At 41.9% G+C, this 26462-nt stretch carries 29 protein-coding genes; 8 read left to right on the top strand and 21 right to left on the bottom strand.

All coding sequences use genetic code 11. The features are described from left to right. Genes KPL72_RS04230 through KPL72_RS04220 form a run of 3 tightly spaced genes read right to left on the bottom strand, consistent with a single transcriptional unit; the run spans position 1 to position 1667 of the window. Complete coding sequence (locus tag KPL72_RS04230) at positions 1–936, bottom strand: fatty acid synthesis protein (protein ID WP_219701982.1); 936 nt, start codon at positions 934–936, stop codon at positions 1–3. Between the two features lie 11 nt (positions 937–947). After that, positions 948–1127, bottom strand: coding sequence for a 50S ribosomal protein L32 (gene rpmF, locus KPL72_RS04225; protein WP_072839128.1), 180 nt, complete (start codon positions 1125–1127; stop codon positions 948–950). Between the two features lie 18 nt (positions 1128–1145). Then, positions 1146–1667 carry a YceD family protein gene (locus KPL72_RS04220; RefSeq protein WP_212918780.1) on the bottom strand — a complete coding sequence of 174 codons (522 nt, stop codon included), beginning with the start codon at positions 1665–1667 and terminating at the stop codon, positions 1146–1148. A gap of 137 nt (positions 1668–1804) precedes the next feature. Here KPL72_RS04220 and KPL72_RS04215 point away from each other — a divergent pair, with 137 nt between their 5' ends. Next, positions 1805–2407 carry a Maf family protein gene (locus KPL72_RS04215; RefSeq protein ID WP_219701981.1) on the top strand — a complete coding sequence of 201 codons (603 nt, stop codon included), beginning with the start codon at positions 1805–1807 and terminating at the stop codon, positions 2405–2407. A gap of 9 nt (positions 2408–2416) precedes the next feature. Here KPL72_RS04215 and KPL72_RS04210 read toward each other — a convergent pair whose 3' ends face one another. The 9 genes from KPL72_RS04210 to dinG all read right to left on the bottom strand — a co-directional run bounded on the left by KPL72_RS04210 (position 2417) and on the right by dinG (position 12016). Beyond that, a complete protein-coding gene (locus tag KPL72_RS04210; RefSeq protein ID WP_212918886.1) occupies positions 2417–3331 on the bottom strand; it encodes a patatin-like phospholipase family protein in 915 nt (304 codons plus the stop codon). Between the two features lie 15 nt (positions 3332–3346). After that, on the bottom strand, positions 3347–4141 hold the full coding sequence (locus tag KPL72_RS04205) for a DUF4892 domain-containing protein (protein ID WP_212918778.1): 795 nt from the start codon (positions 4139–4141) through the stop codon (positions 3347–3349). Positions 4142–4180: 39 nt separating this feature from the next. After that, positions 4181–5044, bottom strand: coding sequence for an alpha/beta fold hydrolase (locus KPL72_RS04200; RefSeq protein ID WP_249422092.1), 864 nt, complete (start codon positions 5042–5044; stop codon positions 4181–4183). A 39-nt stretch (positions 5045–5083) separates the two neighbouring features. Then, on the bottom strand, positions 5084–5563 hold the full coding sequence (sixA, locus tag KPL72_RS04195; RefSeq protein ID WP_219701979.1) for a phosphohistidine phosphatase SixA: 480 nt from the start codon (positions 5561–5563) through the stop codon (positions 5084–5086). Continuing rightward, on the bottom strand, positions 5550–5834 hold the full coding sequence (locus tag KPL72_RS04190; protein WP_219701978.1) for a DUF4389 domain-containing protein: 285 nt from the start codon (positions 5832–5834) through the stop codon (positions 5550–5552). The genes sixA and KPL72_RS04190 overlap by 14 nt, the downstream gene beginning before the upstream one ends. Then, entirely contained in the window at positions 5827–6855 is a 1029-nt protein-coding gene (locus KPL72_RS04185) for an NAD(P)H-dependent glycerol-3-phosphate dehydrogenase (RefSeq protein WP_212918774.1), read from the bottom strand. Before KPL72_RS04185 ends, KPL72_RS04190 begins: the two co-directional genes overlap by 8 nt. A 53-nt stretch (positions 6856–6908) precedes the next feature. Further along, positions 6909–8330 carry a protein adenylyltransferase SelO gene (locus KPL72_RS04180; RefSeq protein WP_219701977.1) on the bottom strand — a complete coding sequence of 474 codons (1422 nt, stop codon included), beginning with the start codon at positions 8328–8330 and terminating at the stop codon, positions 6909–6911. 28 nt (positions 8331–8358) lie between these two features. Further along, a complete protein-coding gene (locus KPL72_RS04175; protein WP_212918772.1) occupies positions 8359–9717 on the bottom strand; it encodes a DEAD/DEAH box helicase in 1359 nt (452 codons plus the stop codon). Between the two features lie 175 nt (positions 9718–9892). Further along, entirely contained in the window at positions 9893–12016 is a 2124-nt protein-coding gene (gene dinG / locus KPL72_RS04170) for an ATP-dependent DNA helicase DinG (protein ID WP_219701976.1), read from the bottom strand. Positions 12017–12085: 69 nt separating this feature from the next. Between dinG and lexA the strand changes: the two genes are divergently transcribed. Next, entirely contained in the window at positions 12086–12709 is a 624-nt protein-coding gene (gene lexA / locus KPL72_RS04165) for a transcriptional repressor LexA (protein ID WP_212918770.1), read from the top strand. 104 nt (positions 12710–12813) lie between these two features. On the opposite strand, the gene KPL72_RS04160 is transcribed toward lexA, so the two are convergent. From KPL72_RS04160 to topA, 3 genes are read right to left on the bottom strand one after another with little or no spacing between them, the layout of a single operon-like run. Then, a complete protein-coding gene (locus KPL72_RS04160) occupies positions 12814–13080 on the bottom strand; it encodes a hypothetical protein (RefSeq protein WP_212918769.1) in 267 nt (88 codons plus the stop codon). A 2-nt stretch (positions 13081–13082) separates the two neighbouring features. Continuing rightward, positions 13083–13553 (bottom strand): DUF6586 family protein, encoded by a 471-nt coding sequence (locus KPL72_RS04155; protein ID WP_219701975.1) that lies wholly within the window; start codon positions 13551–13553, stop codon positions 13083–13085. Next, positions 13550–16177, bottom strand: coding sequence for a type I DNA topoisomerase (topA, locus tag KPL72_RS04150; protein WP_219701974.1), 2628 nt, complete (start codon positions 16175–16177; stop codon positions 13550–13552). The genes KPL72_RS04155 and topA overlap by 4 nt, the downstream gene beginning before the upstream one ends. Positions 16178–16367: 190 nt before the next feature. On the opposite strand from topA, the gene KPL72_RS04145 reads away from it, so the two are divergent. Next, the gene (locus KPL72_RS04145; RefSeq protein ID WP_212918766.1) at positions 16368–17120 is read left to right on the top strand and encodes a DNA topoisomerase I; all 753 of its coding nucleotides are present in this window, start codon (positions 16368–16370) and stop codon (positions 17118–17120) included. Positions 17121–17139: 19 nt separating this feature from the next. On the opposite strand, the gene KPL72_RS04140 is transcribed toward KPL72_RS04145, so the two are convergent. Further along, on the bottom strand, positions 17140–17625 hold the full coding sequence (locus KPL72_RS04140) for a hypothetical protein (RefSeq protein ID WP_212918765.1): 486 nt from the start codon (positions 17623–17625) through the stop codon (positions 17140–17142). A gap of 63 nt (positions 17626–17688) precedes the next feature. Between KPL72_RS04140 and KPL72_RS04135 the strand changes: the two genes are divergently transcribed. Beyond that, the gene (locus KPL72_RS04135) at positions 17689–18129 is read left to right on the top strand and encodes a universal stress protein (RefSeq protein ID WP_212918764.1); all 441 of its coding nucleotides are present in this window, start codon (positions 17689–17691) and stop codon (positions 18127–18129) included. Positions 18130–18194: 65 nt separating this feature from the next. Here KPL72_RS04135 and cysS read toward each other — a convergent pair whose 3' ends face one another. The 5 genes from cysS to KPL72_RS04110 all read right to left on the bottom strand — a co-directional run bounded on the left by cysS (position 18195) and on the right by KPL72_RS04110 (position 23417). After that, complete coding sequence (gene cysS, locus KPL72_RS04130; protein WP_219701973.1) at positions 18195–19577, bottom strand: cysteine--tRNA ligase; 1383 nt, start codon at positions 19575–19577, stop codon at positions 18195–18197. A 4-nt stretch (positions 19578–19581) separates the two neighbouring features. After that, positions 19582–21255: a glutamine--tRNA ligase/YqeY domain fusion protein gene (locus tag KPL72_RS04125; protein WP_219701972.1), complete on the bottom strand. Its 1674-nt coding sequence runs from the start codon at positions 21253–21255 to the stop codon at positions 19582–19584. Between the two features lie 121 nt (positions 21256–21376). Continuing rightward, complete coding sequence (locus KPL72_RS04120) at positions 21377–21706, bottom strand: AzlD domain-containing protein (RefSeq protein ID WP_212918761.1); 330 nt, start codon at positions 21704–21706, stop codon at positions 21377–21379. Then, positions 21703–22437 (bottom strand): AzlC family ABC transporter permease, encoded by a 735-nt coding sequence (locus KPL72_RS04115; protein ID WP_219701971.1) that lies wholly within the window; start codon positions 22435–22437, stop codon positions 21703–21705. Before KPL72_RS04115 ends, KPL72_RS04120 begins: the two co-directional genes overlap by 4 nt. Further along, the gene (locus tag KPL72_RS04110) at positions 22434–23417 is read right to left on the bottom strand and encodes a bifunctional helix-turn-helix transcriptional regulator/GNAT family N-acetyltransferase (RefSeq protein ID WP_219701970.1); all 984 of its coding nucleotides are present in this window, start codon (positions 23415–23417) and stop codon (positions 22434–22436) included. Before KPL72_RS04110 ends, KPL72_RS04115 begins: the two co-directional genes overlap by 4 nt. Before the next feature lie 224 nt (positions 23418–23641). Here KPL72_RS04110 and queC point away from each other — a divergent pair, with 224 nt between their 5' ends. The 4 genes from queC to KPL72_RS04090 all read left to right on the top strand — a co-directional run bounded on the left by queC (position 23642) and on the right by KPL72_RS04090 (position 26444). Beyond that, complete coding sequence (queC, locus tag KPL72_RS04105) at positions 23642–24301, top strand: 7-cyano-7-deazaguanine synthase QueC (RefSeq protein ID WP_212918758.1); 660 nt, start codon at positions 23642–23644, stop codon at positions 24299–24301. Positions 24302–24473: 172 nt separating this feature from the next. Then, a complete protein-coding gene (gene queE, locus KPL72_RS04100) occupies positions 24474–25124 on the top strand; it encodes a 7-carboxy-7-deazaguanine synthase (protein WP_212918757.1) in 651 nt (216 codons plus the stop codon). A gap of 40 nt (positions 25125–25164) precedes the next feature. Then, complete coding sequence (locus tag KPL72_RS04095) at positions 25165–25668, top strand: peptidylprolyl isomerase (protein ID WP_219701969.1); 504 nt, start codon at positions 25165–25167, stop codon at positions 25666–25668. Beyond that, complete coding sequence (locus KPL72_RS04090) at positions 25668–26444, top strand: UDP-2,3-diacylglucosamine diphosphatase (protein ID WP_219701968.1); 777 nt, start codon at positions 25668–25670, stop codon at positions 26442–26444. The genes KPL72_RS04095 and KPL72_RS04090 overlap by 1 nt, the downstream gene beginning before the upstream one ends. The last annotated feature ends 18 nt before the right edge of the window (positions 26445–26462 follow it).

Below are 26462 nucleotides of genomic sequence, written 5' to 3'. Positions count from 1 at the left end.
CTAACTACAAAGACGCGCTTCTATCGCAGAATATAAATCTGCTCGCGCAATATCAATTCCATACTCAATTGCACCGATCATAGCAGACAAATCTGAACTACCATGACCTTTTACCAAATTGCCACGCACTCCAACTAAACAAGCGCCATGCCTGCGTTCAGTTTGGTAAAAAGTCTCAAATAAGGATGACACACCGTCCACCCCTTTAAACTTACTCATCATAAAAGACAAAAGCCCTTCTGATGCTTTTAGCACAGCATTCCCAACCATACCATCACAAACAATGACGTTTTTATCGCCATCAAACAACTCAGTACCTTCAGCATAACCAAAATACGCCGGCCATTTTTTACTAGCTAAAAGTCGATCTGTTTCTCGGATAACTGCACTTCCCTTCGAGCTTTCAACACCGACATTTAGCAGCCCAACTCTTGGCTTTTCATCACTTAACGCTTCAATATACGCTGCACCTAATTCAGCAAAACCAACCAGCATGGATGGCGGACAATGAACATTGGCACCCAAATCCACCAAACAACGCAACGGATTAGAATAAAGTTCTCTTATTAACGCAGGATACAATTTAGGACGTAACACACCCAGTATGTGACGCGCTAATGCAACCATAGCTCCCGTATTACCCAAGGTCACAACGACATCTGAAGACTGCTGAGCCAATGCATTTAAAGACTGATACAGTGTACTGTTTCGACGACGAAACAAAGATAATACTATCTCTTCATCACCATCGATAACATCAGAGCAAGCAATCAGAGATAAACGTTCATGAGGCGCAGGAAGTTCAAGACCGGAATTAGGGGAATAATAGATGGTTATGACGACATCGTGATGGCGAGAAAGAATCTCCACTGCACCGTCAAATGCAATGCGGGGACCTAAGTCCCCGCCCATAGCGTCTAAAGCTACCCTGATCATGGGTATCTTAGTTACTCACCTTTAGGGGTGATAACTTGACGACCACGGTAAAAACCATCTGCAGAAATGTGGTGACGACGGTGAAGTTCACCAGTTGTCTTTTCTACAGAAAGAGTTGGACCAGTCAAAGCATCGTGTGAACGGCGCTGGCCGCGACGTGAACGAGTTACTTTACTTTTTTGTACTGCCATTTTTTGGAGCTCCTAACTTTACTTGGCCTTTAATTGGGCCAATATACTAAATGGATTCGGTTTTTCGTCATCCGGTGCGTCATCGGTAGACGAGGCATACTTTACAGCTGTTGGGTTGCAACCACTTTCTTCGTGATAGGCGACGATTGGCAGGGCAAGTATAATTTCTTGCTCAACCATGTCTGCCAAAATTACTTCACCATCGGTCATGACAACAGGATCGTAATTGTTCGGTAGATTCTTAGCATGATCTTCGTCATAAACGAATCCCAGCGACAAATCTAACGCCAGATCATGTGAAACAGCCCCCATACAACGTTGACAAACAACTTGTACCTGAGCTGTTAATGAACCGGTAGCAATATAGCGCCTATCCTCATCAACTCTAAAGTCTAGATGAATAAAAGCATTACCCTCATCAGAGGCTAATATAGCACAAAGCTCCTTAAATTCATTAAGGGGCACGTACCCTTCGAACGCTTGCTCATAGCTAGCGTATTTACGAGGGTCAAAATATTTAGGTAACGTATCATTCAACATGGCGGGGGATAATATTGCTAAGGGCCCATTTTGTCAAAGTCTAACTGCTCTTAAAGCACTTTTTTTCACTTTTTTAAGCCATTAGAGGCAAAAAAAAGTAGAATTCTCTTTCATCCCAATAAAACGATTAGAAAACAATGCAAAAAAAACTCATACTCGGCTCATCTTCTCCTTACCGAAAAGCACTTTTAGAACGCCTAAGAATCCCTTTTGAATGCCACTCACCCAACATTGACGAAAGCCCACACCTACGAGAATCCGCTGTTGATTTAGTCAAACGCCTTAGTATTGCCAAAGCGCATGCCGTTAACCTTGAGCGTCAACAAAATAATCAAGACTCAGAAGACCTCATTATAACATCAGATCAAGTTGCAGTATTAAATAGCCAAATTTTAGGAAAGCCCCATACGGTAGAGAATGCCATAAAGCAGCTATCTAGTTTTAGCGGAAAAAAAGTAAGTTTTCTAACCGGTCTTTGTGTTTTTAATCAACAAGACCAATCTTATCAGTACTCATTAAGTGAATACCACGTCCACTTCAGGGCACTGACAACAGAAGAGATAACTCACTACGTTTATCTTGAACAACCACTTGATTGCGCTGGCAGTTTCAAATGCGAAGGCTTGGGAGTTTGTCTTTTTGAAAAAATGGAAGGAGATGACCCAAATAGCTTAATTGGATTACCGCTTATTTCTTTGTGTCGCTCACTTAGAGAGCTAGACGTAAACCCAATAGGCTAAAAGCAAACGCTAATAGCCTTTAGGGAAAGAAAAATAGCTAGACTTTGGCGACTCAAGACCATCAATCGCTTTTAAAGCGGTTTCATAACCAAATTCAACCAACTCTTTAGCTCGCCAAAACTCATAGAAGCCAGAGATATCCTTAGGTATAGAGATAAGTAAATCTGGTGGATAGCCAGCTAATTTATACTGAGTAAGAGACTCTTGCATAGTCTCAAACATCATATTAATGGTCTGTAACCTTCCCCAACTTTCTGGCGAATACTTAGCTTTCTCTTCCAATCCATCTTTGTTTTTGCCAAAAAAACCTTTAGTGCTCAACCACCAAGCAGGTCCTTCTGGATCACTATCAGAGACGCTATCAATAACACGCTCGGCAGGACCATTAAGATCAACCGCGACAATATAATCCGCTCCAGCTGGCACAGAAGGAATTATAGGCAAAGGATTCAACACCCCACCATCAACATACATTTGACCATTAAGCGTAACAGGCAGCACTAGAGACGGTATAGCAGAGGATGCTCGCATAGCGTTTATCAAATCGCCACGCTGAAACCAAAATTCTTTCTGATTCAATAAGTCGACCGCAACAGAGGTGTAGGCTATAGGCAGAGACTCAATAGTTGGTTCCCCTATCATTTCTTGAATTTTCTCAAAAAAGCGATCACCTTTTACATAACCACCGTTCAATATAGACATATCCAATAGACGAATAACATTTATTCTGTCTAATGATTCTGCCCATTCACGATATTCAGGCAGTTTACCCGCAGCAAAAACACCACCAATAATAGCGCCAATAGAGCAGCCAGAAATACTCACTATGTCATATCCACGATCTTCAAACGCTTGGATCACACCAATATGCGCATTACCACGCGCTGCGCCACTCCCCAAAACAAGAGCAACCGTTTTTTTCATATTCACTACTACCGCCTAAGGACGCACATAAACAAAAGAGATACGATTAACACCAAGAGACACAAGCCCCAGATCCGCTAAATTAATAAACCTAACCTTGGTTTTGAGTCGGTCCCCTAACCCCGCGGATAAAGTTGAGATAAGTTGATCCCCCCTCTCTATTGCACTTAAACTTCCTGTTTTCTGGCTAGTTACAAAACCAACCACATTTTGTCCTGCAGGTAAGTCATTAACAAAACGACGTATTCTAGGAATATCTTGGGCATCCATTTGAGCAACAATTTCAAACTCTGTGTCGTTCGCTTCAGTAGATTTCACTTCATCCAAACGAACCATAACATCGCCCGCGCCGCGACGATTAAGGTACAAGACCTGATAGACATCTTGCTTATTCTTCACCACAAGTAAAAATTGACTTTGATCCGAACCATACAAGAGATAATCGCCAAAGAAATTATTCGCCCAAGCATTGCTACTACCACAACTACGACTATCACACTCAAATAAGACACTACGCCCATCACTTAACATCTGCGAACGGTAATGAGCATAAACATCAGACAAAAGTGCATTGCGATTGATTTTGTATAGTGAAGAGAAATAGTCACCTTTCAAGCGAATAACTGTCTCAGGCTCCCATCCACTGCCAGCACGACGAATTTTACTTAAAGGAATCTCGACAAATTGTTCAGCCTGAGAATTACTTTTAACTAACTGTGCATCTCGATAAGGTTCAATCCCTAAAATCCCAGCAAAAGAAACACTGCTAAAAGTAGCCAATAGACATAACACAACACGAAATTTAACCATACAACCTTCCTTTCATCCTAGCTAAGGATGGGTTACGCATTAGTTTTGATCAATAAATCGCTGGATCTCAGTCGCTACTGCAAAACAAGTATCTGGTTCAAGATGAAAATGGTGATTTCCTTCAAGCCATTTCAACTTTATCCATGGGAATTGAGCCGCACGCTTTTCCACTAACTGATGATCATTTTGATAAATCCCGTCTTTAGCGACCAAAGCCAAAGTTGGGCATTTAATTTCTTGCATAAAAGCCTGAACACTTTCTTCATCCATCCGAAATGGCGAAGGAAAAGTCAATTTACCATCATGACGCCACGTCCAAATTCCATCAACGTTCTGCTTTGCACCACGCTCCACTAGCATTTTCGACGCAGATTTAGATAACTGAGTGAAACCGTCCATACGAGCAAGCACCATACCTTCTTTGGTTGGATAGCTGGTGTCTCTACCTAAGCGATATTTTGCCATTTTATTAACCGCTCGCTGCAACGTCACCACGCGATCTTCTGGTGTGCCACTTAACGGCCCCATATTATCAAGCACAATCAGCCCACGAACTTTATCAGGAGCAATAGCCGCCACCAACATAGCAACAGCCCCTCCCATACTATGACCAATCAACCAAACACTTTGCTTGGACTGGTTCAAAATAGAAACCACATCCAAAACATAATCCCATAAATGATAAAAACTTCCCGCTGGACGGTGTAAAGACAAACCATGTCCTGCAAGATCTAACGCAACATGAGAAAAATCAGACAAATGAGGAGATAAATTAGAAAAAGTGGCCGCATTATCAAGCCAACCATGCAGCGACAACACTTTAAGCGCTGATGTATTTTTAGGTAACCATTGAAGCGCTGCAATTTCAGTATGCGCGAGCTTATAAACGATTTCATTTCCCATATTTGCTTTTAACCAACCCATTAAATTCAATTAAATAATTTATGATGGTGAAACACACCAACGAAATTGACAGCATGCTCCGGCAAAAAACTCACCTTCAACAGAAGCTAACGTCGCTGTTGTCATCGCAAAACTAACAGGCAAGGGCTCATCAACTAAAAAATCTATAAACTGATGAGCAAAAGGTTGATGAGTCACTAGCAAAATAGAATCATAAGGCTGATCATTTAGCCAATTAGCCACATCCATACTTTGGCCTTCTGGTGTAATTAGAGGACAATCTTTCACCTCAACAGAAACATCAAGATCAGCCAAAAAAACTTTTGCTGTTTGCTGCGCCCTAATATAGGGACTGACAAAAACCACATCAAACATCTCGCTTTTGTTACGATAAGCACGGGCCGCTGTTTTCACCTCAGCCACCCCTAGCTCTGTTAGCTCACGACGCTCATCATGGTCATAACCATATGGTTGAGCATTGCCATGGCGCAAGACATATAGGCGCTTAAGCTTCTTCATCCGTATTCACCTGAGGCCATGGCTGAAATGGAAAAGGTTTTTCTTCTGACTCAAAAGACAAAAATGAGAAAATTTGACCGATAAAAGCCGTCACACTTTTTAACCAAGAAGACAATGTAACGGGTTCATGTTTGGAGCCTAATTTCACCAAGCTTACCAAAACAAGCAAAACACCAAATACAGTGATAGTAATATTCAAAACCACCCAATACAGCAGCATAAAAATCACACGAAACCAAAAACCTTGATCAGCATAACCTGGCTTAGACATTCTTATTCCCCTCATTTGTCGCAAATTCGACATCCCATTTTTGCTCGCCAGTCATCATCGAACCAATCAATGACTCCAGCTTAGCGCCTTCAAATAATAATTTAGATAAACCTTCCGCAAGAGGCATGTACAAGCCATGTTTATGCGCTTCATCCACCACCATTTTTAAGGTGTTAACTCCTTCCGCGACCTCACCAATCCCACCAATGGCTTCATCTAAGTCGTGACCCGAACCAATAGCAAATCCGACACGATAGTTTCGACTCAAAGGTGATGTACAAGTTGCAATTAAATCTCCCATTCCTGCCAAACCAAGAAATGTCATCGGGTTAGCACCAAAATGTACAGCAAACCGACTCATTTCAGCTAAGCTTCGAGTCATAATCATCGACATTGTGTTTTCGCCAACATTTAGAGCTTTAGCAAGACCACATACAATCGCATAAATGTTCTTCAACGCTCCAGCCAATTCAACACCGGTGCTGTCGGTATTTTCATATACTCTAAAAGTAGGAGACTTCAACAGCTCAATAACTCGCTGACGAACTTTGTCATCCGCACTGGCAATTACTGTTCCTGTCATCTGCCCTGCCGCGATTTCTTTCGCTAAGTTTGGACCGCTCAATACGCCAATTTTCTGAGTAATAGGGTTTCGACGCAAAACATCACTCATAAGTTCAAATCGATTTGGATTAAAACCTTTAGTCGTGCTAATTAATATTTTATCCGCTGTTAATAAAGGCTCAATACGCTGAACAACCTGTTCAAACGATTTAGAAGGAATTGATACAAAAATCGTATCACTATCGCGGATTGCTTGTTCTAGATTACTTGTCGCCAATAACTCACGATGCAAAGGAGCATTAGGCAAATAACGACTATTCAGCCCTGTCAGATTGATTTCCTCAACCTGCTCTTCATTACGCATCCACTGGCTAACTTGATGACCATTTTTGGCCATAATATTTGCCAAGGCAGTACCAAAACTACCACCACCTAATACACACACAGAATGCTTCATAATGACCGTTTCTCTTTAAAAAATATCGTCTTACTATATAAAAACGAACAACACTAAGACGAACAACTCACTTCTAATGACTTACCCCACTCTGGCGCCCTTTGCGCCAACGCATCAGACTCCATATGCTCATCGAATGGATGGGTGAGCACGTTCAATAAATGGCGAAAGGGCAAATAGTCCCCTTGCTCTGCGGCAAGAATCGCATCATGAGCCAAATAATTTCTTAGAATAAACTTCGGATTTACTGAGAGCATGGAAGCACTCACTTGAGCCCATTCCACACCACTTTTCATTCGCACAGATTCATAACGCTCAAGCCAAGCTAACAGCCGCTCTCGATCAATTACTTCATCCAGTAAAAATGCGAATTCGCCTTGTTCATAGTGACTTAATAAACGGAAAAACACTGTGTAATCCATTTTTTCAGCGGCCAATATTGTAAACAACGCTGGCAATAATTCATGCACATCTTGCGTAGAAGTTAATCCCATTTTGCTCATCATCAATGAATCATAATGAGTCTGCAATTCTGGCTCATAACATTGCAAAATAGCGATAAGCTGATCACGCTCAAGATGCTTTGAAAAACACCGCATCAAGCAATTGAGATTCCATAAACCCACACCCGGCTGACGAGAAAAAGCATAACGCCCCTCATGATCTGAATGATTACAAATCCAATCTGGCTCATAGTCTTCCATAAAGCCATAAGGACCATAATCAATCGTCTCACCAGTAAAAGAAAAATTATCCGTGTTCATGACGCCATGTTGAAAACCCACAGCTTGCCATTTAGCAATCATTCTAGCGGTACGTTTCACCACTTCTGTCAACATGCTTTCTAGAGGGGAATCCGTTGCCAAACACTCTGGATAATAGTGTTCAAGGCAATACTCAATAAGCTGATCCAGTTCCGCTTGCTTACCTTGATAGAAAAAGTATTCGAAGTGGCCAAAGCGGATATGCCCTTGTGCAACCCTAAGCAGCATAGCCCCGGCCTCTGGCGTTTCTCGATACACTGCTTCTCGGCTGTCATAAAGCGCCAAAGCACGAGAAGAAGGCACCGATAGAGCAGTCATTGCCTCACTGGCCAAATACTCACGAATGCAAGAACGCAAAACAGCCCGACCATCCCCGCGTCGAGAATAAGGCGTAGGCCCAGCCCCTTTCATATGCAAATCATACAAAAGGCCATCTTGACCACGAACTTCCCCCAACAATACACCACGACCATCACCCAATTGAGGTGAAAAGCCACCAAACTGGTGACCCGCGTAGACCATACTTATGCTAGAAGGCAAAGTCTCTTCGCCACTCAAAAGGCGTTTAGTTTCGGTAGATTTAATATTAATAGACAAAAAAGTAGCGAGCGATTGGTTAAATTCAACCAATCGCTGCTCTAGAAGTGGCTGGATAAGGGTTTTCGAAGAAAATGCCTCACCCAAACTTGCAAAATGGTGTTCTAAATTCATCTTATCTCACTTAAAAATTAAGCGATATTTATAGAGATGTATCAACCATGTACTCACAGCGGATGCTCTCACCAACGACTCTTTCGATTTCAGGAATCATGAAAGCATCGTCTTCACTGGCAAAACTCACAGATTTACCCGTTTCACCACCACGACCAGTACGGCCGATACGATGCACATAATCTTCTGGGTCTTCAGGTAACGAATAGTTTACAACTAATTCAACGTTGTCTACGTGTATACCACGTCCAGCAACGTCCGTTGCCACAAGAACTTGGATAATACCTTCTTTGAAGTTTGCCAAGGTTTTCACACGTTTATCTTGCGCAACTTCGCCAGACAATATCGCACAATTAATATTGGCTTTGCGTAAACGCTCATAAAGATCACGAGTTTCATCACGGCGGTTAGCAAAAATAATAGTGCGTTGGCCGCCATTTTTTTCGATCAACTGTTGCAATACTGGCCATTTTTGATCTGCTTCAACAGTATAAATAACCTGATCAATATTTTGGTTTGTCGCTTCTTTTGGGACAACAGACACTTCTTTAGGGAAGTAAGTCCATTGTTGTGCCAGTGCTTGAATATCTTTCGGAAAAGTCGCACTAAACAACATCGTCTGTCTTATTTCCTTATGCGGAGTCATACGAATAATGCTTTTTACATCTGGAATAAAACCCATAGACAACATGCGGTCAGCTTCATCTAACACCAAGCACTCCACTTTACCCAGTTGCACTTTGCGACTGCGGGCAAAATCTAACAAACGACCCGGTGTGGCAACCAAAATATCAACATTTTCAGTTTCTAATGCGATCTTTTGTTTTTCATAACTCAAGCCGCCAACTAAAGTCACAACATTCAAATGACAGTTCGACGTTAGCTTGACTGCCTCGTCAGCGATTTGTATCGCCAATTCACGAGTTGGTGCGATAATCAGACCACGTGCAAAATTATTCGCTCGTTTTTCTTCAAGAGGATAATCAAGAAAATCACTGATCATCGCAATTAAGAAAGCAGCTGTTTTACCTGTACCGGTTTGAGCCTGACCAATAATGTCATAACCTAACAATGTCATTGGCAAGGTTTCAGCTTGGATTTCACTGCAATATTCAAAACCCATTTCAGCAATAGACTTAATCACTCGATCAGGAAGATTTAAGTCGTGGAAACGCATCTTGCCTTCAACATCAGCAACAGGAAAATCTTCTATGGACCAAATTTTAGAGTTTGCATTCCCTGCAGGCTTTGTCTCATTACTTACTTGTGTATTAGCTTGAACACTTGCAGGACTATCATCATTATTTCTTGGACGCTTATTTGGGCGACGTGTACGTTTTGGTTTTGCTGTGGTTTCTGATGGTGCTTCTTGAGTTTGGTTTTCCATATTGGAATCTATACGCTTCTATTGTGTTTTGAGGTTAATAATCTTTGCAAGGAGTGTACCTAATTGGTAAAGCTTTATCACCCCTTGCTTACGCTTTGTTGAACCTAGAGAAGGTACGAATAAGACATCTTATCTCAGCATGTGGATAAAAATCTGTTATTTGCACCTTCCAAAGCTACTGATACTTATACGGCGGCAAGCTATTAATTAACTGCAAACCATAACGTTTAGTCCGCAAGCGCTTATCCAAAATATGTATTTCCCCCGTGTCTTTTTCGCTTCTTAGTAACCGTCCAGTTGCCTGCACTAAGCGTAAAGAGGCATCCGGTATGGTTATCTCCATAAATGGATTACCACCACGCTTTTGAATCCACTCGGCTAAGGTTGCTTCAACAGGATCATCCGGCACCGCAAAAGGAATCTTGGCGATATATACGCAGGTCAAATAATCACCTGGCAAATCCACACCTTCGGCAAAGCTGGCTAAACCTAGCAGCAAACTCCCCTTTCCGTCATCGATACGAGACTTATGCGAATCTAAAATAACTCGTTTAGATTGCTCACCTTGCATCAAAAGTATCTCTTGCAATCCAGCTGAAACAGACTGAGCCACTTCTTCCATTTGACGTCGAGACGAAAACAACACCAAACTGCCCTTTTCCGTATTAACATGCTTATCTAAATAAGCAACAATTTCGGCGGTATGTTGCTCTACTCTATTAGGTTCATTCTCCATATCTGGAACCACTAAAAGACCATTTTCTTGAAAATTAAACGGACTAATAACCCGCAGATATTCGCTCTCGCGAGGCACACCTGAGCGCATATTAAAACGATGAAACTGATTAAGTGCCGTTAACGTAGCAGACGTAACAACAGCACCGAAACATTTATCCCACAATTGCTGCTTTAACGTGTTCGCCGCAAGAATAGGAGAACCACCGAGTTCAATATCTTGCTCCATACCTTGACCAGATAAAACCAACCAACGAGCATTAGGTGGGTAGTTCTGATCATCTACGGCAGAATACAAACGCCATAGCCCCACACATTGCTCTAATCGACCAAGAATGACACCCAAAATAGGCTGCCAAGTTTCCGCTGTTTCAGGAGTCACGCCCATCCCTTCATTTTGCTTAGTCTTTTTACATTCGTCTTGGATACTTTCAATGTTGTTGAATAATTTTTGATAAGACGTTTGCAAACTATAAGACAACTGACGCAGCTCATCTGGAATCTGACCGAATTCAAATCGGTGTTGATTATTTTCTTGGTCCAAGCCCAAGCCCTGAATATAAGGAGCTAAACCTTGCTGTGCGTATTGGATGAAGTTAACAATGCTTTGGATTTGCTGAGGGATTTTTAATAATAACTGCCCCGTTAAACTAACATCGCCTGTTAGCTCTTGCTTCAAATTAACCAGATTTTTTTCCAACTGGCGCAACCAAGTAATGCTTTGCTGCAAACGAACTTCATGACGAAAGTGCCCTATCGCTTTATCAGGAAGATGATGACCCTCATCAAAAACATAGATGGTTTCTTTTGGCGGGGTAAGAATCGCTCCACCGCCCAATGACAAATCCGCTAATACCAAATCATGGTTGGCAACAATCACATCAGCCACTTCGATTTCAGCACGCGCTTTAAAAAACGGGCAGGCAGAATAATTAGCACAATTACGGTTAGTGCATTGCTGATGATCTGTGGTTAAGCGACGCCAATCTTGATCTCGAACGATGCCAGCCCAATTATCTTTATCACCGTCCCAATCGCCTTTTTGCAAAGCTGCGTCCATTTCTTGATATAGAACCGTATTGATATCATCTGAATGTAGATGTTGCTCAAAAAGCCCAGCAAACATATCGTCCATTGACTGCTCTTCTGAGCTCAGAAACCCCTCAAGATTATTCAAGCATAAATAACGCCCTCGCCCTTTCGCAAGAGTGTATTTAAAAGTCAGCTCTGTATGCTCAAGCAAATCAGGCAATTCTTTATGTAAGATCTGCTCTTGAAGCGCCACAGTTGCAGTAGAAATAATTAGTTTGAGGCCACGGGCTTTTGCGATAGGAATCGCCGCAAGACAATAAGACAAGGTTTTACCCGTGCCTGTTCCAGCCTCGATAACGGCAACATGCTTCTCTTCAAGGCGCTCACCTTCCGAGCCTTGCTTAATGTTACCCAAGGTTCGAGCGATCGCACCAATCATCTGGCGCTGTCCAGCCCTTGGTTTATGGGACTTCGCATCCAAAGATGCTCGGTATGCAAGTTGAATCTGTTTTTTTAGTTCGTCTGAAAGCATTTATATCATTGAGTATAGTTAGGAATGCTGTATATAATAACAGTAACTGTATAAACAACCAGATAACCTATGATTAAATTAACCAAAAGACAATCTGACGTACTAGAAACCATTCGCGAATTTATTAGTGAAACAGGTTTTCCACCGACTAGAGCAGAAATAGCGCGCCGGCTTGGGTTTAAATCTCCTAACGCCGCCGAAGAGCATCTAAAGGCCTTAAGTAAAAAAGGTGCAATAGAGATGCTGTCTGGCGCATCAAGGGGAATACGCTTAATTGATCGTGCTTCAAATGACGACCCAACAGCGGACCTTGGCTTACCTGTTATCGGCAAAGTCGCTGCAGGTTACCCTATTTTAGCTCAGGAAAACATTGCTTCCCATGTGAACATCCCTGCAAACATGTTCTCTCCTCAAGCCGATTACTTCTTGTCTGTCTCGGGAACCAGCATGAAAGACATCGGAATCATGGAAGGAGACCTATTAGCCGTCCATAAAACCACCACAGTGCGCAACGGCCAAATTGTCGTGGCCCGTATTGGTGACGAAGTAACGGTTAAACGCTTCGAACAAAAAGGCAGTATCGTTCGACTAATTCCAGAGAATGAAGAATTCAACGACATCATTGTCGACCTTGAAAGCGAAGAGTTCGCCATTGAAGGTTTATCTGTTGGTGTGATTCGTCAAGGGCTTTAAGTAAGAGCCTCCAAATCCGCACCTTGTAAATAAAAAAGCGAAGCTTAGGCTTCGCTTTTTTATTTCAGTTCATACTTCATTCCATCGACATCATCAAAGATGATTTAGTGCAAAATCTTAGGACGGAAATCTTCGTCATCAATATACTCTGAATCTTCATCAAAAAACGAATCATCTGAATATACAAAATCAATGCCCGCATGGAACATACATTTTGCCAACTCAAAATAACGGTCTTTTAAATAAGATCGAGTATCATCTGAAATCTGTAATGTTGCTAATGGAACGGTTTCCTCACCATCTTCACTGGCTGGACGCAGCACAATATCGCCATTATCCAGCTCAACAATTTCTAGGTAGGACTCTTTCATATTCAATACTCTGATGACTCTTCTCTAAAACGTAATACCAATTCGACCAACTTGGTCAAATAGAAACTCACAGACGCACCCGCATCACTTCCACGGCCAATCAGATTGTCACTTTGCACCACTGATGACATAGAAGAACGGCATTCAAACTGAACCAAATACGCTTGATTCAACTGAGAACACCAGGAATCTGTTCGCGAAGACAAGTCCGCCAACTCTGCCAATACAGGAATAACAATTTGCTTATCTTCTGACTCAGCCAATAACTTAACAACATCCAGCGACCCAGATAACGAATAAGCGGCAGTGACTTCTTTCAGCAAACCATTAAGAGCACTTCTTAACTGAAAAATAGCCGAGCTTTCCAGCCCGACTTTTAACCATGCCTCATCACTGTCTTGACTCTGCTTAATAAAGCGTCTTGCCGTATCGAGTTTTTGATTGGTTAAGCTAGCTAAACTGGCTCCGCTCATTTTTTCTTACCTTCCTCAATCACCCATTTAGAGCCAACATAAAATGCCTTCCAACCTGTTGGCTTGCCTTCTTCTTCCGTCATGACATATTGCTCTTTCGTCTTACGGCTATATCGAATGATGGCTGGGCGACCTTCAGAATCTTTTTTAGGCGCTTTTGCAAAAAAATGATACTTAGGATCTATTTGATCCATGTATGGGAGCAATTCTTCAACCAACGGTGCACGAGTTTCGCGTTTACGTGGAAATTGACTTGCCGCCAAAAACAAACCCGTTGCACCGTCACGAAGCACATAGTGATCTTCTACTTTTTGACAAGCAAGATCGGGCATTGGTACTGGATCCATCTTCGGTGGCGCAGCTTCACCACTCTTCAGTAACTTACGAGTATTTTTACACTCATCGTTAGTACAGCCAAAGTACTTACCAAAACGGCCAGTTTTAAGCTGCATTTCTGATCCACACTTATCGCATTCAAGAGTCGGGCCATCATAGCCTTTAATTTTAAAGACACCAGTTTCTACTTCGTAACCAGAACAAGCCGGATTATTGCCACAAACATGAAGTTTACGATGCTCATCCATTAAATAGCTATCCATGGCCGAGCCACAAATTTTGCATCGATGCTTATTAATAAGCGCTTTCGATTCGCCTTCTTCATCATCTACGGCAATAGCTTCATCACCACGAGTCAAGTTGATGGTTGCTTTGCAACGCTCTTTTGGAGGCAAGGCATAACCAGAACAAGACATGAACACACCTGTACTCGCAGTACGGATCTGCATTGGTCGAGAGCAGGTTGGGCATTCTATGTCTGTTGGCGTTGGCTCATTTAGCATCATGCCGCCTTCTGGCGATTCTGCTTTAGCTAACACCGAGCTAAAATCTTTATAAAACGCATTAAGCGTTTTAATCCAATCTTTATTACCTTGAGCAATATCATCTAGCTGCTCTTCCATTTGAGCCGTAAAACTGAAATTCATCAAAGAATTAAAGCTATCGACCAAGCGCTCAGTAACGATATCACCCATTTTTTCAGCATAAAAACGACGATTTTCAACGCGCACATAACCACGATCTTGGATCGTAGAAATGATAGAGGCATAAGTTGATGGGCGGCCAATTCCGCGCTTTTCAAGCTCTTTAACCAAACTTGCTTCACTAAAGCGCGCTACAGGTTTAGTAAAATGCTGCTCAGGAAATAACTCTTTAAGTGCCAGATATTCACCCTGCCCCACGTCTGGCAAAATATTATCTTCGCCTTTTTTAGCAACCGTCTGCATAGCGCGAGTATAACCATCAAAGCGCAAAATACGTCCCTTGGCTTTAAACTCGTATTCACCACTGGTCACAGTAATAGTTGTAGAGGTGTATTCCGCAGGCGTCATTTGGCAGGCCATAAATTGGCTACGAATCAAATCGTACAAGCGATGCGCGTCTTTTTCCATGCCAAGTAAATCATCCACACACACATTCACATCAGAAGGCCGAATGGCTTCATGCGCTTCTTGAGCGCCTTCTTTGCTACTGTAACGAATAGGATCAGCTGGTAAATAAGCCTCACCAAAGTTGGAAAGAATATAGCCTCTCAACGCCTCTACCGCATCAACACTTAAATTGGTCGAGTCAGTACGCATGTAAGTGATATAACCACCTTCATACAGGCGCTGAGCAAGCATCATGGTCTTCTTAACACCATAGCCCAAGCGAGTGCTTGCCGCTTGTTGTAACGTAGAAGTAATGAACGGCGCAGATGGTTTGCTGCTTGTTGGCTTGTCCTCTCGACTACTAACCAGGTATTTCGCATCATTTAAACGAGCAACATGCTCATCAGATTGCGCTTTGTTAACGGGTCGATATTCTTTATCTTGGTATTTTGCAGCCTCGAATTTAATAACCTCTTTCGATGGCGTCGCAAGCATTGCATCCAATTCCCAGAACTCATCAGGAATAAACGCACGAATCTCTTTTTCGCGCTCGACAATTAATCGCACAGCAACCGATTGAACTCGGCCAGCTGATAAACCTCTCGCCACTTTTGACCAAAGTAGCGGCGACACCATAAAGCCAACCACTCGGTCTAAGAAACGACGAGCTTGTTGAGCATTCACCCGATCCATATCTAATTCGGATGGTGTTTCAAATGCTGCTTTAATGGCTTTTTTTGTAATTTCGTTAAATACCACTCGCTTGTAGCGGCTATCATCACCACCAATGGCTTCACGAAGATGCCATGCTATTGCCTCTCCCTCTCTATCCAAATCGGTTGCGAGATAGATGGTGTCAGCATTTTTTGCCAAACGCTTTAATTCATCAACAACCTTTTCTTTACCCGGCAGAATTTCGTAGTGAGCCTTCCAGTTACTCTCTGGATCAACTCCCATTCTAGAAATTAACTGTTTACGCGCTTTGCTACTTTTATACTCAAGTTTTTCTTCCGGACTCATTTTACGCGTCAAAGCAGCTTGCTTTGCACGCTCTTGAGGCGTAGAGGTGGCAGTTGTACCTGAAGGTAAGTCACGAATGTGTCCCACACTCGATTTGACAATAAAGTCGTTACCTAGGTATTTGTTGATGGTTTTCGCCTTTGCTGGCGATTCCACGATAACCAGTGATTTTCCCATTGAACTGTGTAAGCCTTTTAATAAAGTAGGTCTGCAAATCCACGTTGCACGAAGTTTAATCTCTAGGGGCGCTGATATTAAGCAAACACCTTTTATATGACAAGCGATCCCTGTATTGTTTCACATATTAAATCTTGCTGAACTTAGTATTTCTTATTTAACATACTGAATTCGTTGCTTAAGGACAATCATGGCTACCCTTCAAATATTAACAATTGCAATTTTGATCATTATTGTACTTTTGTCTGTGGTCATTGGATCACGCGCACATCAAAAAGAAAAAGAAATTACTGAAAGACGCGTAAAACAATTGCAACTATCAAATCGTGCGGATCGCGTTGAGCAACATATCCGCGGTTTAAAGGATATTAATACCGATACCATTGCCACCGATGTGCTTTATGATTTCTATCTAGACACACTTCGAGAGCTTCTGCAATATTCTGATGATCCTGAAAAGATCGAAGTACGCATTGCAACCGCCGAAGAAGGTCGAGATAACGATCCGATTGAATTTAACCCAGAGCCCGATCTTTTTAGCTTCCAAGAAAAAACAAATTATAAAGAACGCCTTACGAAACTGGCTAAAATGTTACTTTATTTACGTCGCAAAGGACGTATAAGTAACACACACTATCAAGCCTGTTATGAATATCTTCGCTGGCTCAATTTGTGGATTCAACTAAACCGCCAAATGGTTCAAGCAAATAAAAACTTTGCCAGCGGAGATATGCGCGTTGCACAAACCCTGTATGGCGTAATATTGTCACACATTAAATCAGACGCAACAGAACGACCAGAAAAAAATACTCTCAAAAACTTCGTAACAGATCGAATGAAACAAATACTGTCACCTAAAATTGAAGCAATGAAAGACAGCGACAACCCAGAAGACGTATTGAGCGAACTCCTTCAAAACTTAGAAATCCCTAAGAACTCTTAAGCCTTTCAGCGTCACGCAATTACGTGACGCTTTTTAACTCTACCAATGAATATATTAGTGTAGACAACTCATCCAAGACCAACTCATCGCCTGCCTCATCCCAATACAATGACACACTCTCTGGTGTTATTTTTATCGCCACAAGCAATGCCCCGTGTTTTTCCAACACTTTTTGGGCATCAGCAGTCAATGGAAATAATTCACTAGACCACCACCCATCAAGCAAGGCATTATATTTCCATACCTCATAAGGTAGCAGCCAAATACAATCTGGCAAGGAAGTCACAGGCTTCAATCGGTAAAAAGCATAAGCAATTGTTTTTTGCCTATTCATTGATTTATCCCACTTGTCAGGGAGATCAATTGATGTAAGCTGAACTGTGAGACCAAGTTTTCGAGCATGCATACGTAAAGCCATGCGTTGACGCTCTTTTTTAGGAGGCATAATCCATAACGCTGACCCCATTAAAGATAATGTAATGAAAATAACAATAAGAGCGGTCATATTTTAATGTCTCTCTAGTTTTAAACTAAAATAAATAAATCGAGCCAAATTTGGAGGTGTTCTATGATGTATAGCAGAATTCTACTCGCTGTTGACTTAACCGATGAAAGTATCAAGGTAGCTAACAAAGCCGTTGCACTTTGCAAAGCAACGGGTGCGGAACTTACCATACTTCATGTTATTGAATCACTCAATTATGCCTATGGTGGTGATGTCCCAATCGATATCACAGATATCCAAGCACAACTACAAGAAACAGCCAAAGAGCGAATTGCCATCCTTGAAGCTCAATTGGATGTTCCTGTTCAAGAAAGCTGCATTTCTCAAGGCGGCATAGAAAGCGAAATACACCGCATAGCCGAAGAGAAACGAGTCGATCTGATTGTAGTTGGAAGTCATGGTCGTCACGGTCTTGCTCTATTACTAGGATCCACAGCAAATGGCGTTCTTCACGGCGCACCATGCGACGTATTAGCGGTTAAAGTGGCTAAAGACAAAGACTAACGTAAACTAATCACACAATAAAAAAGGCGATGATCCCATCGCCTTTTTCGTTTTAGATCAATACCTTAACTTCTGGTCCAAGTTGTCCCTTCTCGACTATCGAGAAGTTCAATTCCTTGACCAGCCAACTCATCACGTATCTCATCACTACGAGCAAAGTTTTTATCTTTGCGAGCTTGCGTTCTTTCGTCGATCAAAGCCTGTATTGCAGCTTCATCCAATCCCTCAGACACAGTGCTGTTTTGCAAAAAGTACTCTGGATCTTGATACAACAAGCCAAGCAATTCTGCCAAAGAGCGTAACTCTGCCGCCAACACTAACGCTTTGTCTGCATCTTCTGTTTTTGCTTTATTTAGTTCGCGAACTAGCTCAAACAACACAGAAACAGCAACCGCTGTATTAAAATCGTCTTTCATAGCCTCTTCAAAGCGCTCAGTGAAGACTGTCGGCTCAAATGATTCAGCAACTGGCTGCTGACGCAATGCAGTGTAAAGACGCTCTAGAGCAACCTTAGCTTCCATCAAACTTTGATCGGAGTAATCAATCGCACTACGATATTGACTTGAAACCATCAGGTAACGAACCACCTCAGGGTTAAACTTAGCCAAGACATCGCGCACTGTAAAAAAGTTACCCAAAGATTTTGACATTTTTTCGTTATTAACACGAACCGCACCACAGTGCATCCAGTAGTTAACATAATCCTTACCAGTCGCTGCTTCAGACTGAGCAATTTCGTTTTCATGATGCGGAAACTTAAGATCAGGCCCGCCGCCATGAATATCAAAATGACTACCAAGACAGTTAGTCGACATGGCAGAACATTCAATGTGCCAACCAGGACGACCATCACCCCAAGGAGAAGGCCAAGATACTTCGCCAGCTTTCGCTTGTTTCCACAAAACGAAATCTGCTGGATGCTCTTTGGCTACTTCAACATCAATACGCGCACCAGCTAACATATCTTCAAGCTTACGGTTATTCAGCTTACCGTAATCTTTGAATTTAGTGGCTCGATAATAAACATCACCTGAAGTGCCCTGATAAGCAAAACCTTTATCAATAAGGATTTGCACCATATCGATAATTTCTTGCATGAACTCAGTGGCTTTTGGCTCACGATCTGGCATTTTATTACCAAGACGCAGTTCATCTTCACGCTGTGCAGCAATCATACGCTCAGTTAACGACTGCGTTGATTCGTTATTTTCTTCTGCACGCTTAATGATCTTGTCATCAACATCGGTAATGTTGCGAACGTAATTCAGCTCATAACCGAGATGACGAATAAAACGCGAAATAATATCAAAGGAGATCATCGCGCGAGCATGTCCAATGTGGCAGAAGTCGTATACCGTGTTACCACAGACATACATACCCACTTTGCCTTCTTCAATGGGTTTGAAAATTTCTTTCTTCCCGCTTAGGGTGTTGTAAATCTTCAACATGCGATTAATTTCCTTTTGCTTCGATTTTCGCCCAAGAATCACGTAATGTCACAGTACGGTTAAATACCATACCGTCTTCTTTCAGATCGCGACAGAAGTACCCTTCACGCTCAAACTGGAAGCCTTGACCTTTGTCAGACGCCAACAAAGATGGCTCAACTTTAGCATTTGTCAATACCGTCAAAGACTCTGGATTAATAAAGTCTAAGAAATTCTTATCTTCATAATTTGCATCAGGCGCTTCATTTACGAACAAACGATCATAAAGATTAACTGTTGCATCTACTGAATGTTTTGCGCTCACCCAATGAATCACACCTTTTGGTTTGTAATCTTCTGGATTCACACCAAGCGTGTTTTCATCATAGCGACAAAGTAATTCGACCACTTCGCCCGCTTCGTTTTTAATCGCTTCATCACAAGTAATGACGTAACCGCCACGAAGACGAACAGCACCATCAAGTGTCAAACGCTTCCATTTACGAGGAGGCACTTCGGCAAAATCCGCAGCATCTATGTATAACTCTTTGCTAAACGGCACTTCACGAGTGCCAGCATCTTCGTTTTTCGGATGATTGCTAACAGTGAAGATTTCTTCTTTGTCTGCTGGGTAGTTGGTCAAGGTCACCTTAATAGGATTTAGCACAACCATGACGCGATTTGCGCTTGCATCCAAATCTTCACGAATAGCATGTTCTAGCATACCAACATCCACAACACTGTCAGACTTGGTCACACCAATACGTTCACAGAAGTTACGGATGGACAAAGATGTATAACCACGACGACGCAAACCAGAAATCGTAGGCATCCGTGGGTCATCCCAACCATGTACATGCTTTTCATCCACTAACTGCTTCAATTTACGTTTACTTGTCACTGTGTAGTTTAAGTTCAAACGAGCAAATTCAATTTGCTGTGGATGAGCTGTTTTTAACGTCTCCAATACCCAATCATACAAAGGACGATGATCTTGGAATTCCAATGTACATACAGAGTGAGTAATGTTTTCCAATGCATCAGACAAGCAATGAGTGAAGTCATACATTGGGTATACACACCATTTGTCACCTGTTTGGTGATGGTGCACATGGCGAACACGATAAATGATCGGATCGCGCATATTGATATTTGGGCTCGCCATATCAATCTTAGCACGCAGAACCACTTCGCCATCTTTGTATTTACCATTTCTCATGTCCATAAAAATAGCCATGTTTTCTTTAACGGTACGATCACGGAATGGGCTATTTTTACCTGGCTCTTTTAGGGTGCCACGGTATTCCCGCATTTGCTCAGCATTAAGTTCACAAGCATAAGCTTTGCCTGCCTGAATAAGCTGCACAGCAAAATCAAATAACTGATCAAAATAGTCTGAAGCAAACTTAGGTTCGCCTTTCCATTCAAAACCAAGCCATTCAACATCACGCTTAATAGACTCAATGTATTCAACACTTTCCTTCTCTGGGTTAGTGTCATCGAAACGTAGATTACATTGACCGTTGTAACGCTGCGCTAAGCCAAAATTAAGGCAAATAGATTTAGCATGGCCGATATGTAAGTAGCCATTTGGTTCAGGTGGAAAGCGAGTAAGAACCTTACCGCCATGCTTGCCTGATTCGTTATCTTTATCAATGATTTGGGTAATGAAATTACCTGGTTTAGACGTTTCTGACATGTTTGATGTAAGTCCCGATAAGTGTTGGTCTAACAATATTGTTACTTTGATCGGCAAGTATATAGTATTTAGGTTTCCATGGGATATTGAGCAGAAAATCTTTTCTGCCTTTTTCTCTTTTTTATAAAGAAAATCCGTATTTCGCCACGAAAAAAACCAAAACGCCCACTAGAATAGTTAGCAATTGCTGCTGACGCCAAATACCCACAACAAAAGCCGCTAACGCACCAAGTAACCAAGGGTTAGATAGCGAAATATCTATCTGCTGCGTTGGCATCAAAATCATCGGTGTGATGATGGCTGTCAAAACCGCAACGGGAACAAACTTCAACGCTTTTTCAATAAAAGTAGGCATGACAACTTTATCTGCTCGTGCAAACAAAACAAACCTCACGCCAAAGGTCACAGCAAACATGCCAAGAATAATGATAGTCCCTTGCCACAAAGTCATTTGCTTACCTCTTGCATACTTGCTTCTGATTTTGAAATTGTTTTATTAGAAGAATCACTCACAAATCCCATTGCCACACCGATTACCGCAGAGACCAGCAGCCCTAAATTATTTGGCAAATCAGATAGGATAATTGACGACACACCAGCACTTAACAAGCACAACCAAAAAGCTTTATGTTTCAAATATGGTGTAATGATGCCTATGAAAGTGGCAACCATAGCGAACTCCAACCCCCATTCGCTCATCCCGGGAATTAGCTCACCAGACAGTACACCCAAAACCGTGGTCACATTCCACATTACATAAAACGAGAGAAACGAACCGAGGTAGACTTTATGTCCATTTTTTTCATTCGCTGAACCTACTTCATACATGGGGCGAACCGCTGCATAAGTTTCATCAGTCAGACCAAAGCCCATGACAATTCTCATCGACATAGGTAAATGTTTCACAAACTTAACTAGATCTGCTGCGTACAAAAGATGGCGTAGATTAACGATAAAAGTTGTCGAAACAATTACCCAGATGGGTGCATGTAATGCGATCAAGCCAAGTGCGACAAATTGTGCAGAGCCAGCAAACACGAAGGCCGACATAGCAACAGCAAACCAAGGACTCAATCCATAGCTGGATGCTAACGAACCAAACAGCAAACCAAAAGGAATGCCACCAATAATCATAGGAATGGAAGCTACAGCGCCTCGACGCATATCTTGCATTGTATTCATGAAAGATCTCGATACGTATTTAATATTAATGATTTTTCCATGTAAACATCCGCTCTTGCGTACAAAGAAGGAGCGGGGAACTCTTTCTCAACAAAGCCATTTTTATCATAGAGACGCCTTGCTAATTTTAGGCATGAAGCAGTTTCTAGCGACAACACCGAAAAACTTTGTTGGCGGGCAAATGCAATGGCTGTAGAAAGTAGAGCTTGAGCCACTCCTTTTCCTTGAGCATGCTCAATAACAGACAATTTAAACACTTCGCCTTTTTTATTATTTGAAGAACCATCTTCTATAGAAGCAAAAGCAATAGTTCCAACGACTGAATCGGCCGATTTTGTTTTGCGAATTGCTACCCAAACCACTCCGCCTTTTTCAATAATTTCTTGTTGCGGATTTCGCAATATACTTCGATCTTTATCGGTGATCTGATCTGGGAAATAACGCTCAAGCCAAGCCATATTAAGATCATAGAAGGCTTTTTCGTGCTGACGTTCCAGTAAGACAATCTCAATAGACCCTAAACGATCCAATACTTTGTCAGCCAAACTTCCGCTTAAAACCTGCGATTCTAGGTAAGACAGACCATCCATAAAATTTTCACTAGAAAAACACGTCATTTTTTCAAGGACAACTTTCATTTCTTGTAAGACAGGCTCCACGCGCTGCATAGCATTTAAGCCAAACTCAGAAAGGTGCAAGGAAGATCTTCGTTGATCTTGCTCATCCACTATTTTCTCTAACAAGGTTTCTTTGATCATCTTAGTCGTTTGCTTGCTCACCGCTGGATGACTTAGATGCAAGCGTTCAGCAATTTCCATCACGGACAAACTGCCTGTTTTTTGCAATAACCTAAGGATGGGGAAGTAGGTTGCTGAAATAGGTATATCGCACTGGGAATAGATTTCTTGTACTTGAATAAACAAGTGATCACTTAACCGCTTCAATCGACTACCTAGTGTTAATACTCCAAATTGTTCCATACGATTTCCAATATACAAACTCGATTAATAAAAAACATAAAAAAATAGGTAACCAGTTACGCAAATAAAATTATCGCAAAGCTTAAGTGGTTACAAGCCCTATTTCCTCTTAGATTTCTAGTTTGAATGATTGGCTGTCTGCTATACTCCGCGCTTTATCAACCCTCGCCTTGCTACTGTAATTTTTACAGAGGCTAATGAGGTTTATTTTGAGGAGCCAAAAGATGTCTGAAAAAGCCGTCGTTGTATATTCAGGAGGAATGGATTCATTTACCGTTCTGAATACAGCAATTCAAAACGGATTGGATGTTTATGCTTTATCCTTTAACTACGGACAAAAGCACAGTAAAGAATTAGAAGTCGCCGCACGAGCCTGCCGTGAATTAGGCGTATCCCATAAAGTTGTCGATATCACCGCAATCAATAGCCTAATGGCAAACTCATCGCTCACCAGTGATGCAGAAATTCCAGAAGGCCATTACGAAGACGACAACATGAAGTCTACCGTAGTGCCAAATCGCAACATGGTCTTGCTTTCTATGGCGATTGCTTATGCCGTTTCATTAGAAGCAGGCAAAGTCTATTACGGTGCTCATTCAGGCGATCACCATATTTATCCTGATTGCCGTCCAGAATTTGTGGAAGCGATGAACGCGGTATCTAAAATTGCCAATTATCAGTCTGTAGAAATCGTCACGCCATTTTTACATTCATCAAAAGGTGAGATCTTAAAAGCCGGATTGGATATGAACCTTAACTATGCCAATACATGGACTTGTTACAATGGTCGCGAAAAATCTTGTGGTAAATGTGGCGCTTGCTACGAACGTTTAGAAGCGTTTGCAGAACAAGGCCAAACAGATCCATTGGATTACGAAGCTTAAACAAGAAGTTAGACAAAGAATTATTCCTGATTTTAGTGTGTTTGTTTTAGTGCCGATTGGTTTTTGTTCCACAAATCCCCAATTTGGCGATTAAATTATCAACTAAAGTTATAACCCTTACCTCGACTGTTTTTCGAGATGCTGCTTGTCAGTATGTAATAGGTATAACCAAATGTATTCTATTAAAGAAGCCTTTTATTCGTTACAAGGCGAAGGTGCGCATGCTGGACGCCCTGCTCTATTTTGTCGTTTTACCGGCTGTAATTTATGGTCTGGCTTAGAAAAAACACGCGCTAAATCCGAATGCCAGTTTTGTGACACCGATTTTATCGGTACAGATGGGCAACATGGCGGAAAATTCAAAACCGCCGAACTATTACGGGCCCATATAGATGCGCTTTGGCCGGAAGGTCAAGGACACAAATACGTTGTTTTTACTGGCGGCGAACCTGCTCTTCAGCTGGATACCGAGCTGATTGCTGAAATGAAGCGATACGGTTATACCATCGCGATTGAAACGAATGGCACTATGGTATTACCCGATGGGATTGATTGGATATGTGTTAGCCCAAAAACAGCTAAACCCTTAGTTGTAACCAAAGGCAATGAACTCAAGCTGGTATATCCACAATCACATATTTCACCTGATTTATTTGAAAAGCTAAATTTTCAGCACTTTTACCTTCAACCGATGGATCAAAGTCACTTAACAGCAGATCAAATTCCACTCGTTGACACTCAACAAGCCACTTTACATTATTGTTTATCGCATCCACGGTGGCGTCTTAGCTTACAAACACATAAAATGCTCAACATTGATTAGATAAACGACACTTTACTATTAATTAAACAAGGAATCTTAAATGATTATTCTACACACAAATCACGGTGACATTCACGTTGAACTAGATTACGAAAAAGCGCCTAAATCTGCTAAAAACTTTGAAGACTACGTAACTTCAGGTTTTTACGATGGTGTTATTTTCCATCGTGTAATCAATGGCTTCATGGTTCAAGGTGGTGGCTTTGAACCAGGTATGACTCAAAAAGAAACTCGTACTGCAATTGAAAACGAAGCAGACAATGGACTTAAAAATGAAGTTGGCACATTAGCGATGGCTCGCACCATGGACCCACACTCGGCTTCTGCGCAGTTTTTCATCAACGTTGCAGACAACAGCTTCCTAAACCACCGCAGCAAAACACCAGATGGTTGGGGCTACGCAGTATTTGGTAAAGTAACCGCCGGTATGGACATCGTTAACAAAATCAAAGAAGTGAAAACAACAATGAAGTCAGGACACCAAGACGTTCCTGCTGAAGACGTTATCATTGAAAGCGCTGAACTGGTAAAAAGCGAAGGCTAATGATTCGTTATTTTATTTCAGATCTACATCTAAGTGACAAACGCCCGGATTTAATCCGAGCGTTTGTACAAATGAGTAAAGAGCTTATTGCACGTGAAGAAAAGGCAACACTGTATATTTTAGGAGATTTCTACGAAGCTTGGATCGGTGACGATTATCAGGCAAATTGGAATACTGAAATAGAAAATGCCTTAACTGAGCTGTCTGAGTCTGGAATCGCTTTGTACTTTTTACATGGCAACCGAGACTTCTTGATAGGTAGCGATTGGATCAGTCGTGTTGGTGCTACGCTTATTCAAGAACAAACCAAGTTACTTCTTGAAGATAACGCTGTGCTGTTAACACATGGTGACGAATACTGTTTGGAAGATACTGAATACCAAGCATTCAGGAAAACGGTACGCTCCAGCGCTTGGCAGGAACATATTCTTGCTTTGCCGCTTGAGCAACGTGTCGCGTTAGCAGCCCAACTTCGCAATGACAGCAAATCAATGGCATCTGATAAATCCATATTAATCATGGACATCACGCCATCGGCTGTTGAAGAGTCTTTAGCGCAACACCACTGCAAAACATTGATACATGGTCACACACATCGCCCTAATGTACACAAAAGCGATCAGCATCTGCGCTGTGTACTTGGTGATTGGGATGACTCTATCTGGCTAGCGAGCATTGAAGGTAATACCTACACTCAAAGCAAAGCTTCTGTAGATAATTTCTTGCAGAACGGATTAGCTGGACTAGAAGCGATTCATAAAGAAACGCTTTATTAGATATCGCACTCGTCATTT

The organism is Marinomonas lutimaris (assembly GCF_019426345.1).
Classification (GTDB): domain Bacteria; phylum Pseudomonadota; class Gammaproteobacteria; order Pseudomonadales; family Marinomonadaceae; genus Marinomonas; species Marinomonas lutimaris.
The sequence above is the reverse complement of the archived record's forward strand: the minus strand, read 5'-3'. Positions and strand labels throughout refer to the sequence as shown.

Bases quoted from the DNA above. Each gene is read 5' to 3' on its own strand.
- KPL72_RS04230 (WP_219701982.1), bottom strand. From the start codon at position 936: ATGATCAGGGTAGCTTTAGACGCTATGGGCGGGGACTTAGGTCCCCGC.
- rpmF (WP_072839128.1), bottom strand. From the start codon at position 1,127: ATGGCAGTACAAAAAAGTAAAGTAACTCGTTCACGTCGCGGCCAGCGC.
- KPL72_RS04220 (WP_212918780.1), bottom strand. From the start codon at position 1,667: ATGTTGAATGATACGTTACCTAAATATTTTGACCCTCGTAAATACGCT.
- KPL72_RS04215 (WP_219701981.1), top strand. From the start codon at position 1,805: ATGCAAAAAAAACTCATACTCGGCTCATCTTCTCCTTACCGAAAAGCA.
- KPL72_RS04210 (WP_212918886.1), bottom strand. From the start codon at position 3,331: ATGAAAAAAACGGTTGCTCTTGTTTTGGGGAGTGGCGCAGCGCGTGGT.
- KPL72_RS04205 (WP_212918778.1), bottom strand. From the start codon at position 4,141: ATGGTTAAATTTCGTGTTGTGTTATGTCTATTGGCTACTTTTAGCAGT.
- KPL72_RS04200 (WP_249422092.1), bottom strand. From the start codon at position 5,044: ATGGGAAATGAAATCGTTTATAAGCTCGCGCATACTGAAATTGCAGCG.
- sixA (WP_219701979.1), bottom strand. From the start codon at position 5,563: ATGAAGAAGCTTAAGCGCCTATATGTCTTGCGCCATGGCAATGCTCAA.
- KPL72_RS04190 (WP_219701978.1), bottom strand. From the start codon at position 5,834: ATGTCTAAGCCAGGTTATGCTGATCAAGGTTTTTGGTTTCGTGTGATT.
- KPL72_RS04185 (WP_212918774.1), bottom strand. From the start codon at position 6,855: ATGAAGCATTCTGTGTGTGTATTAGGTGGTGGTAGTTTTGGTACTGCC.
- KPL72_RS04180 (WP_219701977.1), bottom strand. From the start codon at position 8,330: ATGAATTTAGAACACCATTTTGCAAGTTTGGGTGAGGCATTTTCTTCG.
- KPL72_RS04175 (WP_212918772.1), bottom strand. From the start codon at position 9,717: ATGGAAAACCAAACTCAAGAAGCACCATCAGAAACCACAGCAAAACCA.
- dinG (WP_219701976.1), bottom strand. From the start codon at position 12,016: ATGCTTTCAGACGAACTAAAAAAACAGATTCAACTTGCATACCGAGCA.
- lexA (WP_212918770.1), top strand. From the start codon at position 12,086: ATGATTAAATTAACCAAAAGACAATCTGACGTACTAGAAACCATTCGC.
- KPL72_RS04160 (WP_212918769.1), bottom strand. From the start codon at position 13,080: ATGAAAGAGTCCTACCTAGAAATTGTTGAGCTGGATAATGGCGATATT.
- KPL72_RS04155 (WP_219701975.1), bottom strand. From the start codon at position 13,553: ATGAGCGGAGCCAGTTTAGCTAGCTTAACCAATCAAAAACTCGATACG.
- topA (WP_219701974.1), bottom strand. From the start codon at position 16,177: ATGGGAAAATCACTGGTTATCGTGGAATCGCCAGCAAAGGCGAAAACC.
- KPL72_RS04145 (WP_212918766.1), top strand. From the start codon at position 16,368: ATGGCTACCCTTCAAATATTAACAATTGCAATTTTGATCATTATTGTA.
- KPL72_RS04140 (WP_212918765.1), bottom strand. From the start codon at position 17,625: ATGACCGCTCTTATTGTTATTTTCATTACATTATCTTTAATGGGGTCA.
- KPL72_RS04135 (WP_212918764.1), top strand. From the start codon at position 17,689: ATGATGTATAGCAGAATTCTACTCGCTGTTGACTTAACCGATGAAAGT.
- cysS (WP_219701973.1), bottom strand. From the start codon at position 19,577: ATGTTGAAGATTTACAACACCCTAAGCGGGAAGAAAGAAATTTTCAAA.
- KPL72_RS04125 (WP_219701972.1), bottom strand. From the start codon at position 21,255: ATGTCAGAAACGTCTAAACCAGGTAATTTCATTACCCAAATCATTGAT.
- KPL72_RS04120 (WP_212918761.1), bottom strand. From the start codon at position 21,706: ATGACTTTGTGGCAAGGGACTATCATTATTCTTGGCATGTTTGCTGTG.
- KPL72_RS04115 (WP_219701971.1), bottom strand. From the start codon at position 22,437: ATGAATACAATGCAAGATATGCGTCGAGGCGCTGTAGCTTCCATTCCT.
- KPL72_RS04110 (WP_219701970.1), bottom strand. From the start codon at position 23,417: ATGGAACAATTTGGAGTATTAACACTAGGTAGTCGATTGAAGCGGTTA.
- queC (WP_212918758.1), top strand. From the start codon at position 23,642: ATGTCTGAAAAAGCCGTCGTTGTATATTCAGGAGGAATGGATTCATTT.
- queE (WP_212918757.1), top strand. From the start codon at position 24,474: ATGTATTCTATTAAAGAAGCCTTTTATTCGTTACAAGGCGAAGGTGCG.
- KPL72_RS04095 (WP_219701969.1), top strand. From the start codon at position 25,165: ATGATTATTCTACACACAAATCACGGTGACATTCACGTTGAACTAGAT.
- KPL72_RS04090 (WP_219701968.1), top strand. From the start codon at position 25,668: ATGATTCGTTATTTTATTTCAGATCTACATCTAAGTGACAAACGCCCG.